Below are 14079 nucleotides of genomic sequence, written 5' to 3'. Positions count from 1 at the left end.
ATAAGATAAGCAAAAAACACAATTCCTCTTTACAAACATACGTTCTGTCATGTATAATAATTTTACGAGCTGGTAGCCCCCAGCCGTCCTAGCAAGTTCTATTCCCATTTGTATGAGGAGAGCGACGTGACTCTTCTCTTTTTTTATCACTTCAGTCTGAATCATCCCTTTCAAACCCATAAAAAAAGACATGTCATTAGGCATGTCTTTTCCTTTATTAGCGATTATCAATCGTTTCTGGATACATATCATGGTTCATCATACGATACGATGCCATTTCTTCATATTTGGTACCAGGTTTTCCGTAGTTCGTGTACGGGTCAATTGAAATACCGCCTCTTGGTGTAAATTTGCCCCATACTTCAATGTATCTTGGGTCCATCAATTCAATAAGATCATTCATAATAATGTTCATACAATCCTCATGGAAATCACCATGGTTACGGAAGCTGAACAAATACAATTTTAATGATTTACTTTCGACCATGATGTCATTTGGGATATAGCTGATATAAACTGTCGCAAAATCCGGCTGACCTGTTTGCGGACAAAGTGACGTGAATTCTGGGCAGTTGAATTTCACAAAATAATCTCTATTTGTATGTTTATTCGGAAATGTTTCAAGCACTTGTGGTGCATAATCAAACAAATAATTGGTGCCTTGATTTCCTAGTAAAGTGACACCTTCTAATTCTTCTGGTTTTCTTGTCGTCATGTCTTCTCTTCCTTTCTATACGCCTCGTTTATTTCCCCACAATAATGTGTGCAGCTGCGGCAGCACTCTTACACGATTTAAGTCTGGGTCTTGCGCTACTTGATCAACAAGCGCTTCATATTTCTTTAATAAATGCGTCAATAAGTACGCATCATCACCTGTTGTCGTGTCATCATTTCCTACCTGTAAATAAAAAGGAAGCTCTGGATATTTTGTATGAACATCCTTTGCATAGGCTAGATCATGGTCGTCAAAAATCACGACCTTCAGGCTTGCATGCTCTAATCTATTTCCGTTTTTCAGCTCATCTATGATACGTGTGAGTTTCGCGAAATCTGTTTTCATATTTGAGCTTGGCGGCTTCGGAGAAATGGTTAAATCATCAATTTTCAAAAACCAGTCCTGATACATTGTCCCTTGTGTTTCAAGCGCTGTATCAATTCCTTCTTCGTGAAGCAAATCAATGAGTGACTCCATTTGTTTTAAAAGCGCAGGGTTTCCCCCTGAAATGGTGACATGAGAAAAAGCCTGTCCACCTATTCTTTTTAATTCTTTGACAATGTCTTCTGCGTGAAGCCACTGAATGTCATGCTTTGCTGATCCATCCCAAGTAAAGGCGGAATCACACCAGCTGCAAGAGTAGTCACAGCCAGCCGTTCTGACAAACATGGTTTTTTGTCCAATCACCATCCCTTCTCCTTGAATGGTCGGGCCAAAGATTTCTAATACAGGAATTGCCTTAGCCATTGTGTTCAACTCGTTTCGGCCGGTAAATGCAGTAGCTTGTTGGTGTCTCCCTAACAAAGACCTGAACACATACTGGTTCATTTGCTAAAGTCGATAAATATGCTGCGACTTTGTCATGGACTGTCTTTGCCACAACCTCTGTAGTAGGCATCGCGTATGGATCGGTTGAGGAGAATTCCTCATGATCATTGAGCAGCGTGTGATCATATTTACCATGGATAAGTTTTTTCAATGTACTAAAATTGACAAGGAAACCCGATTCATCTAGGTCATCTCCAGCAATGGTTATATTGATGGTGTACGTGTGACCATGTACACGGCTGCAAGCACCTGCATCTTCTCTCGGGATAAAATGGGCAGCTGATATATGCATATCTTTGTTCAATTCAAATGAGTATGGATGATTCGTTTGTGGATAGATCTGAGAAAGCATTTATTTTGCCTCCTTCATTTCCATATACGTGTCATAGCCATTTTTCCGAAGCTTACACGCAGGGCATTCCCCGCAGCCATCAGAAATGATGCCATTATAGCAAGTGAGCGTTTCATTTTTCACAAAATCTAACGCACTCAGCTCGTCTGCTAGCTTCCATGTTTCTGCTTTATTAAGCCACATGAGCGGTGTATGGATGACAAATGGTTTTTCCATCGCCAAATTCACTGTGACATTACAAGACTTTACAAACTCGTCACGGCAATCTGGATATCCGCTAAAGTCTGTTTCGCATACACCTGTGATAATATGTCTTGCTCCGATTTGATACGCAAGAATAGAAGCAAAGGATAAGAACACTAAGTTTCTTCCTGGTACAAATGTGGAAGGCAGCTCTCCTTCTTTTTCCTCAATATCAATGTCATCTCTTGTTAAAGCATTTGGTGCCAGCTGATTCAAAAGAGACATATCTAATAGATGGTTCTTCACACCTAACTTGTCAGCAATTCTTTTGGCGACATCAATTTCTTCTTGATGACGCTGATTATAATGAAAGGTCACGGTTTCTACCTCTTCGAATTGTTGAAGTGCCCATAATAAACATGTCGTACTGTCTTGTCCCCCGCTAAAGACAACGACTGCTTTTTCATTTTTCAATTTCTGTTCTCCTCCTTTTGCAGATCTATACCCTCGTACAAAGCTGCATCTGAAAGGCTCTTGAAAACCCCTGTTTTTCTCAAAAGAAAAGACACCTTTACATGTGTATGAGGTGTCCCAGCCATAAAAAATAAAAAATGCCACATCCAAGGATACGGCAAGTCCTTAGTTTTTTATAGAGGGTTTTGCTAGAACCTCTCCCGTTTAAACGGATTTTTGTTTAATTTTCACAGAAGATAGTGTACCATATATTTTTCATGCAGGCTATCCCTTCTTTACTTATCAAATGATGCAGGCACTTTCTTTAGAAAAAGAAAGAGGATAAAAAAGATGCTCACATAGCCAAAAATAGGATAAACCGTTGATATCAATGTGCCGTAACCAATTTTACTAATCACATAGCAGCATAAGAGAATAAGGGATATCGTCAAGACACTGTTCATTCGTATATACGCCCTCACTTGTCTCTCGAGTCCATATAAATTCCCTATGACGGATGTAAAGACTTCTCCGAAGATCACAAATAAATAAATGAGATGAATGGAATTTGCTACTTGATACACGACCTGAGCCATTGGAATATCAAACGCCTCCAGCATATCTAATGAAGAAAGAGATAAAAAGCATACAAATAAAATAATTGTCAGCATGACGCCCCCAATCACCGCTCCCTTTTTGATCACCGCTTCAGAGGTCATTTCATTTGCGACAGGCACTAATACCGCTTGAGAAAGTGCCAAATTAAAAGCACCATATGAGATAGCTGATAAAATCCACTCTCCCTCACCCATTTGCAGTGCAAGAACATAACTTTCACTACTGCTAAAAACGAATGAATCAAGAAACACAATCAATGAAAAGAAAATAAGCATTGGAACGACGAGAACATTGACACCAAATAAGCCTTTTGATCCTTTTAAAAGCACAATAACGCTCAGAATGATCGTTAAAAAAATCCCATATTCCTTCGATATGCCAAGCTGCTCTTCAAATATAGCACCTGCGCCAGAAATCATCACTGAAGTGACGCCTAGTAAAATAAAAAACATGACAACATTAATATATCGACTGGCAGCTGCGCCAAATAGAAACCGGTTCATATCTTGATAAGACTCTGCTTCAATTCGTTTAGAAATGAGCATCATTTTTGCTCCAAGTCCAGTAAAAATAGCGCCGCTAATCAAGATTCCGAATAGTCCAATCCAGCCAAAACGAACAAAAAATTCTACGATTTCTTTCCCTGTCGCAAACCCAGCTCCAACCACTGTTCCTACATATACAAAGGCAAGCTGAAAAGCGGATTCATTTGAACGTTTCATGTGACCCCTCCGCACCCATCACTTTCGATTGTCTTTTTTTATCCTATGAGACAAGTTCCTTGAAAAGAAGGACAAACCATGATTAAATGCAAAAAAAGGATTTTACCCGCCTTTGAGCAAAACAGTTGAAAGTCAAAATAGGTCAGAGTATACTATAGTCAAAGATGGTCAAACAACAGACCATTTTCTTTAACATTCATTGGTCAAATAAAGTCAAACTTTTATCATAAGGAGGTCATGGCAAATGCGTTGTCAACATTGTCAAGTAAATGAAGCAACTATTCGCCTGAATATGCAAGTGAATTCATCCCGGAGCCAAATGGTTTTATGTGAAGACTGCTACACCTCTTTGATGGAGCAATCAAAAATGAAAATGGGACCTCAATTGTTCGGAGGAAGCTCATTCTTCTCTGAGCAAGCAGGACATACGCAAAACGTAGAGCAGCCAAAACAAAAAGGCTTACTCGATGAACTTGGCCGCAATTTAACAGATGGCGCAAATGCTGGTTTAATTGATCCAGTCATCGGCCGTGATGAAGAAGTCGCAAGAGTCATTGAGATTTTAAATAGAAGAAATAAAAATAATCCTGTCCTCATTGGTGAACCAGGTGTTGGGAAAACAGCGATCGCTGAAGGACTTGCACTGAAAATTGCAAGTGGCGATGTACCAAATAAATTAAAGAACAAACAAATCTATTTATTAGATGTCTCCTCCCTTGTAGCGAATACAGGGATACGTGGTCAATTTGAGGAAAGAATGAAGCAGTTAATCAAAGAACTGCAAAGCCGTAAAAATATTATCTTATTTGTAGATGAAATCCATCTTCTTGTTGGCGCAGGATCTGCCGAAGGGTCAATGGATGCTGGAAACATCTTAAAACCAGCCCTTGCACGAGGCGAGCTCCAGCTAGTAGGTGCGACAACATTAAAAGAATATCGTCAAATTGAAAAAGATGCCGCACTTGAACGACGCTTTCAGCCCGTTATTGTAGATGAGCCAACACAAGCTGAAGCGATTGAAATTTTAAAAGGCATTCAAGATAAGTACGAAAGCTACCATGGCATCACCTATTCAGACGAAGCCATTCAAGCATGTGTTCAATTATCTTCACGATATATCCAGGACCGTCATTTGCCGGATAAAGCGATTGATTTAATGGATGAAGCAGGTTCAAAAGCGAACCTCTCCATTGATGCCGCAAGTGAAGATGAACTAACAAATCGTCTGAGAGAAATTGCTGCTGAAAAACAAGCCGCTTTAAAAGAAGAACAGTACGAAAAAGCAGCGAAGCTTCGAGATGAAGAAGAGGCCATTGAAGCTAGACTTCAAAATAAAACAAATGACAAAGAACATGTCGTCACAGCAGAAGACATTCAGGCCATAGTCGAACAAAAAACAGGCATTCCTGTTGGCAAACTGCAAGCAGACGAACAAACCAAAATGAAAGAAATTGGCGTCCGCTTAAAAGCACGAGTGATCGGCCAGGAACATGCGGTTGAAAAAGTAGCGAAAGCTGTGAAAAGAAGCAGAGCCGGCTTAAAATCGAAACATAGACCAACTGGCTCCTTCCTATTCGTTGGGCCAACAGGTGTCGGAAAAACCGAATTGTCAAAAACGCTAGCTGAAGAATTATTTGGTTCAAGAGATGCGATTATCCGTTTAGATATGAGTGAGTACATGGAGAAACACTCAGTATCTAAGCTCATCGGTTCTCCTCCTGGTTATGTTGGACATGATGAAGCGGGTCAACTAACGGAAAAAGTGCGCAGAAAACCATACAGCATCATTTTGCTGGATGAAATCGAAAAAGCACACCCTGATGTGCAGCACATGTTCCTGCAAATCATGGAAGATGGCCGGTTAACAGACAGCCAAGGCAGAACCGTCAGCTTTAAAGATACGGTCATCATCATGACAAGTAACGCAGGCAGCACAGATAAAACGGTCAAAGTCGGCTTCCAGTCTGATCAGGAAGAAGCAATTGAGGAGCAATCACTCATTGATTCACTCAGCACTTATTTCAAGCCAGAATTCTTGAACCGTTTTGACAGCATCATTCAGTTTGACTCATTAGATCGAGATGATTTAGTGAAGATTGTGGACCTTCTGCTCAATGAGCTGTCAGAACAATTAAAAGAACAAAATTTAACAGTCCATGTGACAAATGAAGCGAAAGAAAAAATTGCAGAACTTGGATACCATCCTGCATTTGGTGCTCGTCCACTGCGAAGAACCATTCAAGAGCACGTTGAAGATCAAATGACGGAAATATTGCTTGAAGAAGAACAGCTTTCAGGATTTACTGTAGAAGTTGAAGATAACGAAATTGTCGTAAAAAAAGGATAAGTACATCTTAAGAAGGATCTACAGCTCCATCATGTTGCGGTGTCTAAATTCCATCCGCACGCCGACGCTCCCCCCGCCTCTTTTCCTTTAAGATAAAAGAAAAAGAGGTGGATCACATGATGAATTGCAGCTATGATCTTGTCAAAATCATATATGAGGAAAAATTAAAAGAGCTGCTTTTAATTGAAACTGCTCAAAGAAATTAAAAAAGAAACTCCCTTTATATCAGAGGGAGTTTCTTTTTTAAGGTAATAGAAAGCGCTTTCGTCAAAATTTCTTCACAGAAACTGCCTTAATTTGATATTCAGACTAAAACCCTTCTAGAAGACACCGATATTAACTATAGAAAAAGATAGTTAAAGGATTTGGTGAGATAATGGATAAAACATCGTTAATTGGTATTATTTTAGCATTTATTGCACTGAGTGTCGGTATGGTTTTGAAAGGTGTAAGTCTAACCGCTCTTATCAACCCAGCGGCTATATTAATCATTGTGGTTGGGACGATTGCAGCTGTTGTCATCGCATTCCCATCTAGTGAAATTAAGAAAACACCAAAATTGTTCGGCAAAATTTTCAAAGACAACAAGCTTCCAACGATTCAAGAAATGATCCCTCTTTTTTCAAACTGGGCACAAATTGCGCGTCGTGAAGGTCTTTTGGCATTAGAAGCTAGCATTGAGGAAGTAGATGACGATTTTCTTAAGAACGGCTTAAGCATGGCGGTTGACGGTCAAAGTGCAGAATTTATTCGCGACGTCTTAACAGAAGAAGTTGACGCCATGTCAGAAAGACATCAGTCAGGTGCATTAATCTTTACACAAGCCGGTACATACGCTCCGACGCTTGGTGTACTTGGCGCCGTTGTCGGACTTATTGCTGCACTTGCTAACATGGGAGATATTGAAGCACTTGGACATGCAATCAGTGCAGCCTTCGTTGCCACACTTCTTGGGATTTTTACTGGGTATGTGTTATGGCATCCATTTGCCAACAAGCTAAAGCGTAAATCAAAGGAAGAAGTAAAACTTCGTCTGATTATGATCGAAGGAATTCTTTCTGTTCTTGAAGGTCAATCTCCAAAAGTGATTGAACAAAAACTTCTCATGTACTTACCAGCGAAAGAACGTGCAAATCTTGTCATTGAAGAAGGAGAAAAACAAAATGGCTAGGAAACGTAAAAAACATGATCACGATGACCATGTAGATGAATCTTGGCTGATCCCTTATGCCGATCTTCTGACGCTTCTGCTCGCTCTCTTCATTGTTCTTTTTGCATCTAGTTCGATTGATGCGGCAAAGTATGAACAGATGGCCAAGTCTTTTAATGTCGTCTTTACTGGCGGTACTGGTGTCATGGATCAAACCAGCATGCAAAGCACTGAAGAAACTGAAAATAGCAACCAGACCAAAAAAGCAGCTGAAGAAGAAGATGAAGAAGCGAAAGCGAAAGCTCGAGATCATGCCGTTCTCACAAAGGTCAAAAAGCAAGTGGATTCCTTCATTGCCAATAAGAAACTTGGAGCTAAGCTCGAAACAAAGCTCACGGACGAAGGTTTGCTCATTACGATAGAAGACAGTATCTTCTTTGATTCTGGCCGGGCGGTTATTCGTCCTCAAGATGTCCCTTTGGCAAAGGAAATCTCAAAACTACTCGTCATTAACCCCGCTCGTGACATCGTCATTAGCGGACATACTGATAATGTACCGATCAGAAATTCAGATTTTGAATCCAACTGGTATTTAAGTGCCATACGTGCTGTAAACTTTTTGAGTATTCTTCTTGAGAACAGCAATTTAAACCAAGAGAACTTTAGTACAAAAGGTTTCGGTGAATTTAAGCCTATCGCTTCAAATGATACAGCAGAAGGCAGAAGTAAAAACCGGCGCGTAGAAGTACTTATTTTACCGATCGAGAAAAAGGCAAAATAAAAAAGGAAGCCCTCGGCTTCCTTTTTTATTTATTCTTTATGATCATATAAATGTTTTGCACGCAGTCCCACATGTTTAAGCATGTCAATGCAGGCATCCTTCTCTTCTTCGCTCAGGACACTGATCATCTCATGAATTTCTTTCGCATGATCTGGGAAGATATCATCAAGCAAAGCTCGTCCCTGCTCGGTAATATGTGCAAATGTGACCCTCCGGTCTTCTGCACAGGCCTTACGACTGAGGAGTTCTTTCTTCTCCAATTTATCGACCACATACGTGATGCTGCCGCTTGCAAGTAAAATCTTATCACCGATTTGCTGAAGCGGCTGATCCCCTTTATGATACAGTAATTCTAATACTGCAAATTCAGTCGGATTCAGCCCGTGCTTCACAATATGTTTGTTCATGTGATGATTAATTGAGCGATAGGCACGTGATAATACAATAAATAATTTCAAAGATTTTTCAACATTATGATTTTCCATTTTTTTATCATCCTTTATGAAATGCAACCCACTAATGTGACATTAATAAACAATAAGTAAAATGTCAACATCTTGATCTATCTTTAGCATGAAAATGAGACCAGAACGAATCACCTAATTTTTTAAAAATCACACAAGTCATCGTAATAAAGATAGGTTCAATGCTATAATAAGTCTATTAGGTAATACGTTGGAGCGATGAATGATGAGTATATTGAAAGGGTTTTGGAAGAAGATCAGGCTGTACCTTATTTTGGTCATGATTCCAACCCTAATCATTAGTTATTTTATCTACGAAAAAGAAACGGAAAAAATCGACTTAAAAAACAAACAAACTGCTACACTTATGTTAAATATTCACAAAAACCAAATGAATTATTTAATTAGTGAAACAGAAGCGAGATTAACTTCACTTGCCATGGGATTTGACCAGCCTCTCGAGACGAAAAAGGTACAAAACATCCTAGAGAAAATCTATAAACAAGAACCTCGTTTTTCGGGTCTGTATCTCCTAGACAAAAAAGGAAATGTAACAGTAAGCACCACACCGTTAAAGGAAAAAATCAACCTATCATTCAGAGATTACTTTAAGCGCATTCAAGTGACCAAGCAGACGGTGATCACAGATAATTATGTGAGCCGAATTACAAAACAGCGGATTCTTTCCATTTGTGTGCCTGTGCTGGATGAAAACGAAGAAGTCACCAATGTACTAGTCGCCGCCATTCAAATTGATTATTTAAGAAATATTATGAATGTATTGAACCCTGATCTTCATTTTAAGATGCTGAATCAAAATGGACATGTCGTGTTTACAAGTGGTCCACAGCCAGCATCAGAAAATGGCAGTACCGTGTCTACATATTTAGATGAAAACAGCTGGAAGCTGGAGGTCTATCCGCAGCGTGCTTCTACAGGTGAAGTGCTGTCTGTTATGCTGATCCCCTTATCCAGTGCTTTTATTTTATTAAATATTTTATTCACACTTGTTCAATATATCATTTTAAGGCGGCAAACCCAGCAGGAGCGTCACCAAAATGAAGCGCAAAAGCTTGAATTAATCGGGACCCTCGCAGCAAGTACGGCACACGAAATTCGCAACCCATTAACAGGGATTAGTGGATTTATACAGCTTTTGCAAAAGAAGTATCACTCTGAAGAAGATCAGCTCTATTTTTCAGTCATTGAAGAAGAAATTAAACGAATCAACCAAATCGTCAGTGAGTTTCTTGTATTAGGGAAACCAACGGCAGAAAAATGGCAGAATAACTCTGTAAAAGAAATTGTAAGTGAGATCATGCCGATCGTTTTCTCTGAGGCGAACCTTTATAATGTTGAGGTTGATTTGCAAATTAATACGATTCAAGATGTTGGGGTATATTGCACAAAGGATCACATTAAACAAGTCGTATTAAATGTAGCGAAGAACTCGTTAGAAGCGATGCCAAATGGCGGTCATTTGAAGATTTTGATTGAGGCTGAAAAAGAACATGTCATTATTAAAGTGAAAGATACAGGCGAGGGCATACCAGAAGAAATGTTAAAACATATCTTCCTCCCTTTTATTACGTCGAAGGAAAAAGGGACAGGTCTTGGACTAGTCGTGTGTAAACGAATCATTTCGATGTATGGCGGAACAATTGATATCGAGAGCGAAGTGAATAAAGGAACAACCGTCATGATCATGCTTCCTTCTGCTCACTCAGCATAGCTGAAACATTCAGCCGGTTTTGCTTAGGCAAGACCGGTTTTTTCATGTCAATAAGAGGGACGGTTCACAGATAGAAGGCTCATTTGAGAGACAAGATCATGAAAGGTTGCAACAGATTGTTTCTCATGAAAAAGAAGATACTGATACTCATTCATCAGGTTGTCCAGTTCTTGACTATATTTAATTGTCGTCTCACCAGTGTAGCCTTCTGCTTGAGCAGCTTCTACCATCTGTTTTCTCTTCTCATCAATTGACATTAGCAATTGTTCTTTTCTTACATAACTATTCATGATCTCAGCTCCCGCAATAAATTCGACTGTCTGTGCTCAAAATGATCCGACACCAAAATTATACTTTATTTGTAAATTAAATTAAATATGCTTATTTTATTTAATTTTTTACAGCCTAAAGACCTCTTACCCAATCTTATTTGGGGGTAAACTTCAAATTTGGGCAGGACTGACACATGGATTAAACAGAATTTTATCCTATGCAGAAGCTCAAAATCAACTATTTTCTTTCTCATTTTATACCTATTTTCCTAAAAAAAAGCTGATCTTCCGCCTCATGCGGAATGATCAGCTCCTGTCATTAAACCGTTTCTCCCTCGTAAATTGGCACCCAGCCCTCAGTTGTGACAAATATGCGAACTGCGACCACTTTTCGATCCTCTTGAAGTGTAAAGTAGTGACGAATATGCGGCGGAACAGAAATTAAATCACCAGGATTCAGTCTCACATCAAAAAAGACGCCATCCTTCCCCTGAATGGCAAAGATTCCATGACCGCTTACGATAAAGCGTACTTCGTCATCTGTATGGTGATGCTCACGCTGAAAATTTTGGAGCAAGTCATCTAGGTTTGGTGTGGCATCAGATAATGAAATCACATCCTGCGCTTTGTATCCTCGTTTTTCAGATATACTCTCGATTTCCTTTTGGAAAACAGTCAAAATCTCTTCCTTTTCCTCATCTGTTAAATCATACTTTTCTGCTAATCGGTTTGGCAGCTTTGCAATATCCCAATGTTCATAAATGACCCCTTGATTTTCTAAATAGGCTGCCACCTCTTGCTCGCTTTCAAGTAATGTGTTCTCTTCATTATGAATCAAAATCGTCGCCATGTGCTTTTCCTCCTTTTTATGTGACAAGCTGCTTTTGATAAAGCGTTAATTTTAAGTAGTAGCTAAACAAAAATTCATACGCCTCTAATACTCGTTTTGCTTCAGAGGCTGTTTTTCCCCAGACTGTGATGCCGTGATTTCGAATGAGCACAGCACCTGATTCCGACTCTTCAGTGAGATGCTTTGCAAATTGTGCTGCAAGTTGCGGAATATGGGCTGGATTTTCAATAATCGGTAATGATACTTCTGCATCCTCTTCCCAGAAACCAAGTGCTTTGATGATTTCGTTTCCTTTGAAACGAACCTCGCCCTTATCCCCATACAGCTCAGAGATTACATTATTATCGATTGTATGGACATGGAGACAGCAGCCTGCTTTCGTCCGTTCATACACGTACGTGTGAAGCAGTGTTTCAGCTGATGGTCTAAGCGGTTCGTCAGGATCAACAGGCTTACCTGTTGCATTTACTAAAACAAAGTCTTCATCTGTTTCTTTTCGTTTATCTTTGCCGCTTGCCGTCACCAAAAACGTGATTGGATCATCCGACACCTTGATTGATAAATTGCCGCTTGTTCCGTAAAACCAATCTCTTTGTGCCAGTTCACGTTTGACATCAGCTAGCTCCTGCCAGCGCTTGTTCTTTGCGTCTGCCATTTCTTCACTTCCTTTATTTGATCAAATTGTGCTTTAAGATCAATAAATGTTTCAAACTCTTCATGAACAAGCCCGAGCTCTTTACATTCGTTTAGCAAGTAGTCACGCGCAAATGTGAGATCCGCATGCTTTGCCGCCTCCACATCGGTGACTGAATCCCCAATCATGATAATGAAGTCATTCTCACTGGTCAGCTCTCGAATGATTGACGGCTTGCAGCAGCCGCAGCCATTTTGACACTGCGAATCGCAGGCATGCGGCCATTCAATCTGAATATACTCTTCCCCAAATGAGGCATGATTGCAATAAATATCGTCTCTATCCACAATGCCCTCGAGTATGGGATAAACAAAAAAGTCCATCCCGCCGCTTAGCACATAGAAGGGAATATCAGCCTTTTTTACATGATCAACAAATGGCTTGAATCCTTCTCGAATCTCTGTATCTTCTAAAATAAACGATTGAATGGCTTCTTTTTGATCACTCGTCAGTAATTGAAACATCTGCCCGACGCCTTCTTGAATGGTGATCTCCTTTGTGAGAACATCATCCTTCAGCTTCGTCCATTCACTTGGTGCGAAGTGTTTCATGATGCGAATGATATTATCATTTTTCGTAATGGTTCCATCAAAATCACAACATACAATTGGTTTTTTCATTTATTCTGCTACCCTTCCCCATAGTTCAAGTGCTGCTTTTAAGTCTTGGCAAGAAGCTTCCTTCTCTTGGATCGACTCTCCATGTATCACCGCATCAATGATCGATCGAAATGCTTTCCCTCCGCCAATGGCTCCACGCGGATGACCGTGAATTCCTCCGCCAGCATTTATCACATGATCGAGTCCAAAATCTTTGATCAATACTGGAACCATTCCAGGATGAATCCCTGCTGACGGGACTGGGAACGTTTTTTGAACCGAATCCTCTTTTACACAAGCTTCATAGATTCCAAAGGCATCTTTTTTCGGAAGTGCGACCGACCCATACGGTGAGGGAAAAAGACTTAAATCAGCGCCAGCATATCGATTTAATTTACCTAAAAGAAGAGAATGGGAGAATCCATATTCAGGCGATGATGTCAAAGCACCGCTTACTGCGGGATGGGCCATAATAGGCAATCGAATATCTGGATCCTCAGCTAAGCTTTGCATGACATCTAGCCCGTAGGCAAAGACATTGAATAAGAGGGCATCCGCTCCAAGCTCAGCAGCCTTTCTTGCTCGATCCCTCAGTTCAAAGGTTCTGCCTGTTAAATTAACGGCATATAGCGTTCGGTGCCCTGTCTCTTCATATGTTTCTTTTAATATCTTTTTTCCTTCTTTGATTCGCTCTTCAAAAGGGGCTAGCGGGCTCTCAAATAAAATTTCATCGTCTTTGATAAAGTCAACGCCGCCTAATGCTTGTAAACGGAGCTGTTCTTTTAAATCTGCCATATCACGGCCAATGACACCTTTAAAAATACTCATCAACAAAGGTCGATCAAACACGCCTGTTTTTTTTCGTATGCCATCAATTCCAAATACCGGTCCTGGCAGATTTCTTTTCAATCTATCTGAAAATTGAATGTCGACTAGCTTCACTTTTCCATCTAGTGAAAGCTTTCCAAAGATCGTCGTCAAAACGGCCGGTATATCTGCTGAAAAGTTAGCCTCAGGATAAGCAATGGTCACCTCAGATTGATATAGGCCATTTTCGGCTGGAGCAAATTTTTCTGATACCTTTTCTACCCGGCCTTTATGCTTTTGAAGCTGCTTTTTTTTGAGCTGCGGCAAATCCGTCCATGATCCAACTGTTAGACCAAGCGCGATCTGCTCCGCTTTTCGGTTCACTTGTTCATCCTCTCGATGTGTTAATACGTATGTTGCCAGTAATTCACTCACTAGGAATCCCCTTTCAATTGCGTCATGCATATGGTCAATAAAAAAACCTCTTCAAGTGCTTTATCAGCGCCTGAAAG

General features: G+C 40.1%; 15 protein-coding genes and 1 riboswitch. Of the genes, 4 read left to right on the top strand and 11 right to left on the bottom strand.

Annotated elements, in window-relative coordinates:
• Nucleotides 1-217: 217 nt before the first annotated feature.
• The 5 genes from queF to MHI16_RS06845 all read right to left on the bottom strand — a co-directional run bounded on the left by queF (nucleotide 218) and on the right by MHI16_RS06845 (nucleotide 3871).
• Nucleotides 218-715 carry a preQ(1) synthase gene (queF, locus tag MHI16_RS06865; protein ID WP_058014145.1) on the bottom strand — a complete coding sequence of 166 codons (498 nt, stop codon included), beginning with the start codon at nucleotides 713-715 and terminating at the stop codon, nucleotides 218-220.
• A gap of 15 nt (nucleotides 716-730) precedes the next feature.
• Nucleotides 731-1462, bottom strand: coding sequence for a 7-carboxy-7-deazaguanine synthase QueE (gene queE, locus MHI16_RS06860; RefSeq protein ID WP_058014146.1), 732 nt, complete (start codon nucleotides 1460-1462; stop codon nucleotides 731-733).
• On the bottom strand, nucleotides 1455-1895 hold the full coding sequence (queD, locus tag MHI16_RS06855) for a 6-carboxytetrahydropterin synthase QueD (RefSeq protein WP_058014147.1): 441 nt from the start codon (nucleotides 1893-1895) through the stop codon (nucleotides 1455-1457). The genes queE and queD overlap by 8 nt, the downstream gene beginning before the upstream one ends.
• Nucleotides 1896-2552 carry a 7-cyano-7-deazaguanine synthase QueC gene (gene queC / locus MHI16_RS06850; protein ID WP_058014148.1) on the bottom strand — a complete coding sequence of 219 codons (657 nt, stop codon included), beginning with the start codon at nucleotides 2550-2552 and terminating at the stop codon, nucleotides 1896-1898.
• A gap of 159 nt (nucleotides 2553-2711) precedes the next feature.
• Nucleotides 2712-2756, bottom strand: a riboswitch (PreQ1 riboswitch).
• A gap of 71 nt (nucleotides 2757-2827) precedes the next feature.
• Nucleotides 2828-3871, bottom strand: coding sequence for a hypothetical protein (locus MHI16_RS06845; protein WP_058014149.1), 1044 nt, complete (start codon nucleotides 3869-3871; stop codon nucleotides 2828-2830).
• 244 nt (nucleotides 3872-4115) lie between these two features.
• On the opposite strand from MHI16_RS06845, the gene MHI16_RS06840 reads away from it, so the two are divergent.
• From MHI16_RS06840 to motB, 3 genes are all read left to right on the top strand, one after another.
• Entirely contained in the window at nucleotides 4116-6218 is a 2103-nt protein-coding gene (locus MHI16_RS06840) for an ATP-dependent Clp protease ATP-binding subunit (protein ID WP_268467022.1), read from the top strand.
• A gap of 376 nt (nucleotides 6219-6594) precedes the next feature.
• Complete coding sequence (gene motA / locus MHI16_RS06835; RefSeq protein ID WP_003212085.1) at nucleotides 6595-7389, top strand: flagellar motor stator protein MotA; 795 nt, start codon at nucleotides 6595-6597, stop codon at nucleotides 7387-7389.
• Nucleotides 7382-8149: a flagellar motor protein MotB gene (gene motB / locus MHI16_RS06830; protein WP_058014151.1), complete on the top strand. Its 768-nt coding sequence runs from the start codon at nucleotides 7382-7384 to the stop codon at nucleotides 8147-8149. Before motA ends, motB begins: the two co-directional genes overlap by 8 nt.
• 29 nt (nucleotides 8150-8178) lie before the next feature.
• On the opposite strand, the gene MHI16_RS06825 is transcribed toward motB, so the two are convergent.
• Nucleotides 8179-8634 carry a MarR family transcriptional regulator gene (locus MHI16_RS06825; protein WP_003211701.1) on the bottom strand — a complete coding sequence of 152 codons (456 nt, stop codon included), beginning with the start codon at nucleotides 8632-8634 and terminating at the stop codon, nucleotides 8179-8181.
• 205 nt (nucleotides 8635-8839) lie between these two features.
• On the opposite strand from MHI16_RS06825, the gene MHI16_RS06820 reads away from it, so the two are divergent.
• The gene (locus MHI16_RS06820) at nucleotides 8840-10345 is read left to right on the top strand and encodes an ATP-binding protein (protein ID WP_058014152.1); all 1506 of its coding nucleotides are present in this window, start codon (nucleotides 8840-8842) and stop codon (nucleotides 10343-10345) included.
• A 47-nt stretch (nucleotides 10346-10392) separates the two neighbouring features.
• Here MHI16_RS06820 and MHI16_RS06815 read toward each other — a convergent pair whose 3' ends face one another.
• The 5 genes from MHI16_RS06815 to mtnW form a co-directional block, all read right to left on the bottom strand.
• Complete coding sequence (locus tag MHI16_RS06815; protein WP_058014153.1) at nucleotides 10393-10635, bottom strand: aspartyl-phosphate phosphatase Spo0E family protein; 243 nt, start codon at nucleotides 10633-10635, stop codon at nucleotides 10393-10395.
• 301 nt (nucleotides 10636-10936) lie between these two features.
• Nucleotides 10937-11467: a cupin domain-containing protein gene (locus tag MHI16_RS06810; protein ID WP_268467019.1), complete on the bottom strand. Its 531-nt coding sequence runs from the start codon at nucleotides 11465-11467 to the stop codon at nucleotides 10937-10939.
• A gap of 16 nt (nucleotides 11468-11483) precedes the next feature.
• A complete protein-coding gene (locus MHI16_RS06805; protein ID WP_058014155.1) occupies nucleotides 11484-12122 on the bottom strand; it encodes a methylthioribulose 1-phosphate dehydratase in 639 nt (212 codons plus the stop codon).
• Nucleotides 12086-12781 carry a 2-hydroxy-3-keto-5-methylthiopentenyl-1-phosphate phosphatase gene (locus MHI16_RS06800; RefSeq protein ID WP_058014156.1) on the bottom strand — a complete coding sequence of 232 codons (696 nt, stop codon included), beginning with the start codon at nucleotides 12779-12781 and terminating at the stop codon, nucleotides 12086-12088. The genes MHI16_RS06805 and MHI16_RS06800 overlap by 37 nt, the downstream gene beginning before the upstream one ends.
• A complete protein-coding gene (mtnW, locus tag MHI16_RS06795; RefSeq protein ID WP_058014157.1) occupies nucleotides 12782-14002 on the bottom strand; it encodes a 2,3-diketo-5-methylthiopentyl-1-phosphate enolase in 1221 nt (406 codons plus the stop codon).
• Between the last annotated feature and the right edge of the window lie 77 nt (nucleotides 14003-14079).

This window comes from Bacillus sp. FSL K6-0923 (assembly GCF_038630825.1).
Lineage (GTDB): Bacteria > Bacillota > Bacilli > Bacillales > Bacillaceae > Bacillus > Bacillus pumilus.
Note: the sequence above shows the minus strand (reverse complement) of the source record. Positions and strands in the feature narration are given on the sequence as shown.

What these genes read in the sequence shown, in the direction of transcription:
- queF (WP_058014145.1), bottom strand. Translation starts at nt 715, where the DNA reads ATGACGACAAGAAAACCAGAAGAATTAGAAGGTGTCACTTTACTAGGA.
- queE (WP_058014146.1), bottom strand. Translation starts at nt 1,462, where the DNA reads ATGGCTAAGGCAATTCCTGTATTAGAAATCTTTGGCCCGACCATTCAA.
- queD (WP_058014147.1), bottom strand. Translation starts at nt 1,895, where the DNA reads ATGCTTTCTCAGATCTATCCACAAACGAATCATCCATACTCATTTGAA.
- MHI16_RS06845 (WP_058014149.1), bottom strand. Translation starts at nt 3,871, where the DNA reads ATGAAACGTTCAAATGAATCCGCTTTTCAGCTTGCCTTTGTATATGTA.
- MHI16_RS06840 (WP_268467022.1), top strand. Translation starts at nt 4,116, where the DNA reads ATGCGTTGTCAACATTGTCAAGTAAATGAAGCAACTATTCGCCTGAAT.
- motA (WP_003212085.1), top strand. Translation starts at nt 6,595, where the DNA reads ATGGATAAAACATCGTTAATTGGTATTATTTTAGCATTTATTGCACTG.
- motB (WP_058014151.1), top strand. Translation starts at nt 7,382, where the DNA reads ATGGCTAGGAAACGTAAAAAACATGATCACGATGACCATGTAGATGAA.
- MHI16_RS06825 (WP_003211701.1), bottom strand. Translation starts at nt 8,634, where the DNA reads ATGGAAAATCATAATGTTGAAAAATCTTTGAAATTATTTATTGTATTA.
- MHI16_RS06820 (WP_058014152.1), top strand. Translation starts at nt 8,840, where the DNA reads ATGAGTATATTGAAAGGGTTTTGGAAGAAGATCAGGCTGTACCTTATT.
- MHI16_RS06815 (WP_058014153.1), bottom strand. Translation starts at nt 10,635, where the DNA reads ATGAATAGTTATGTAAGAAAAGAACAATTGCTAATGTCAATTGATGAG.
- MHI16_RS06810 (WP_268467019.1), bottom strand. Translation starts at nt 11,467, where the DNA reads ATGGCGACGATTTTGATTCATAATGAAGAGAACACATTACTTGAAAGC.
- MHI16_RS06805 (WP_058014155.1), bottom strand. Translation starts at nt 12,122, where the DNA reads ATGGCAGACGCAAAGAACAAGCGCTGGCAGGAGCTAGCTGATGTCAAA.
- MHI16_RS06800 (WP_058014156.1), bottom strand. Translation starts at nt 12,781, where the DNA reads ATGAAAAAACCAATTGTATGTTGTGATTTTGATGGAACCATTACGAAA.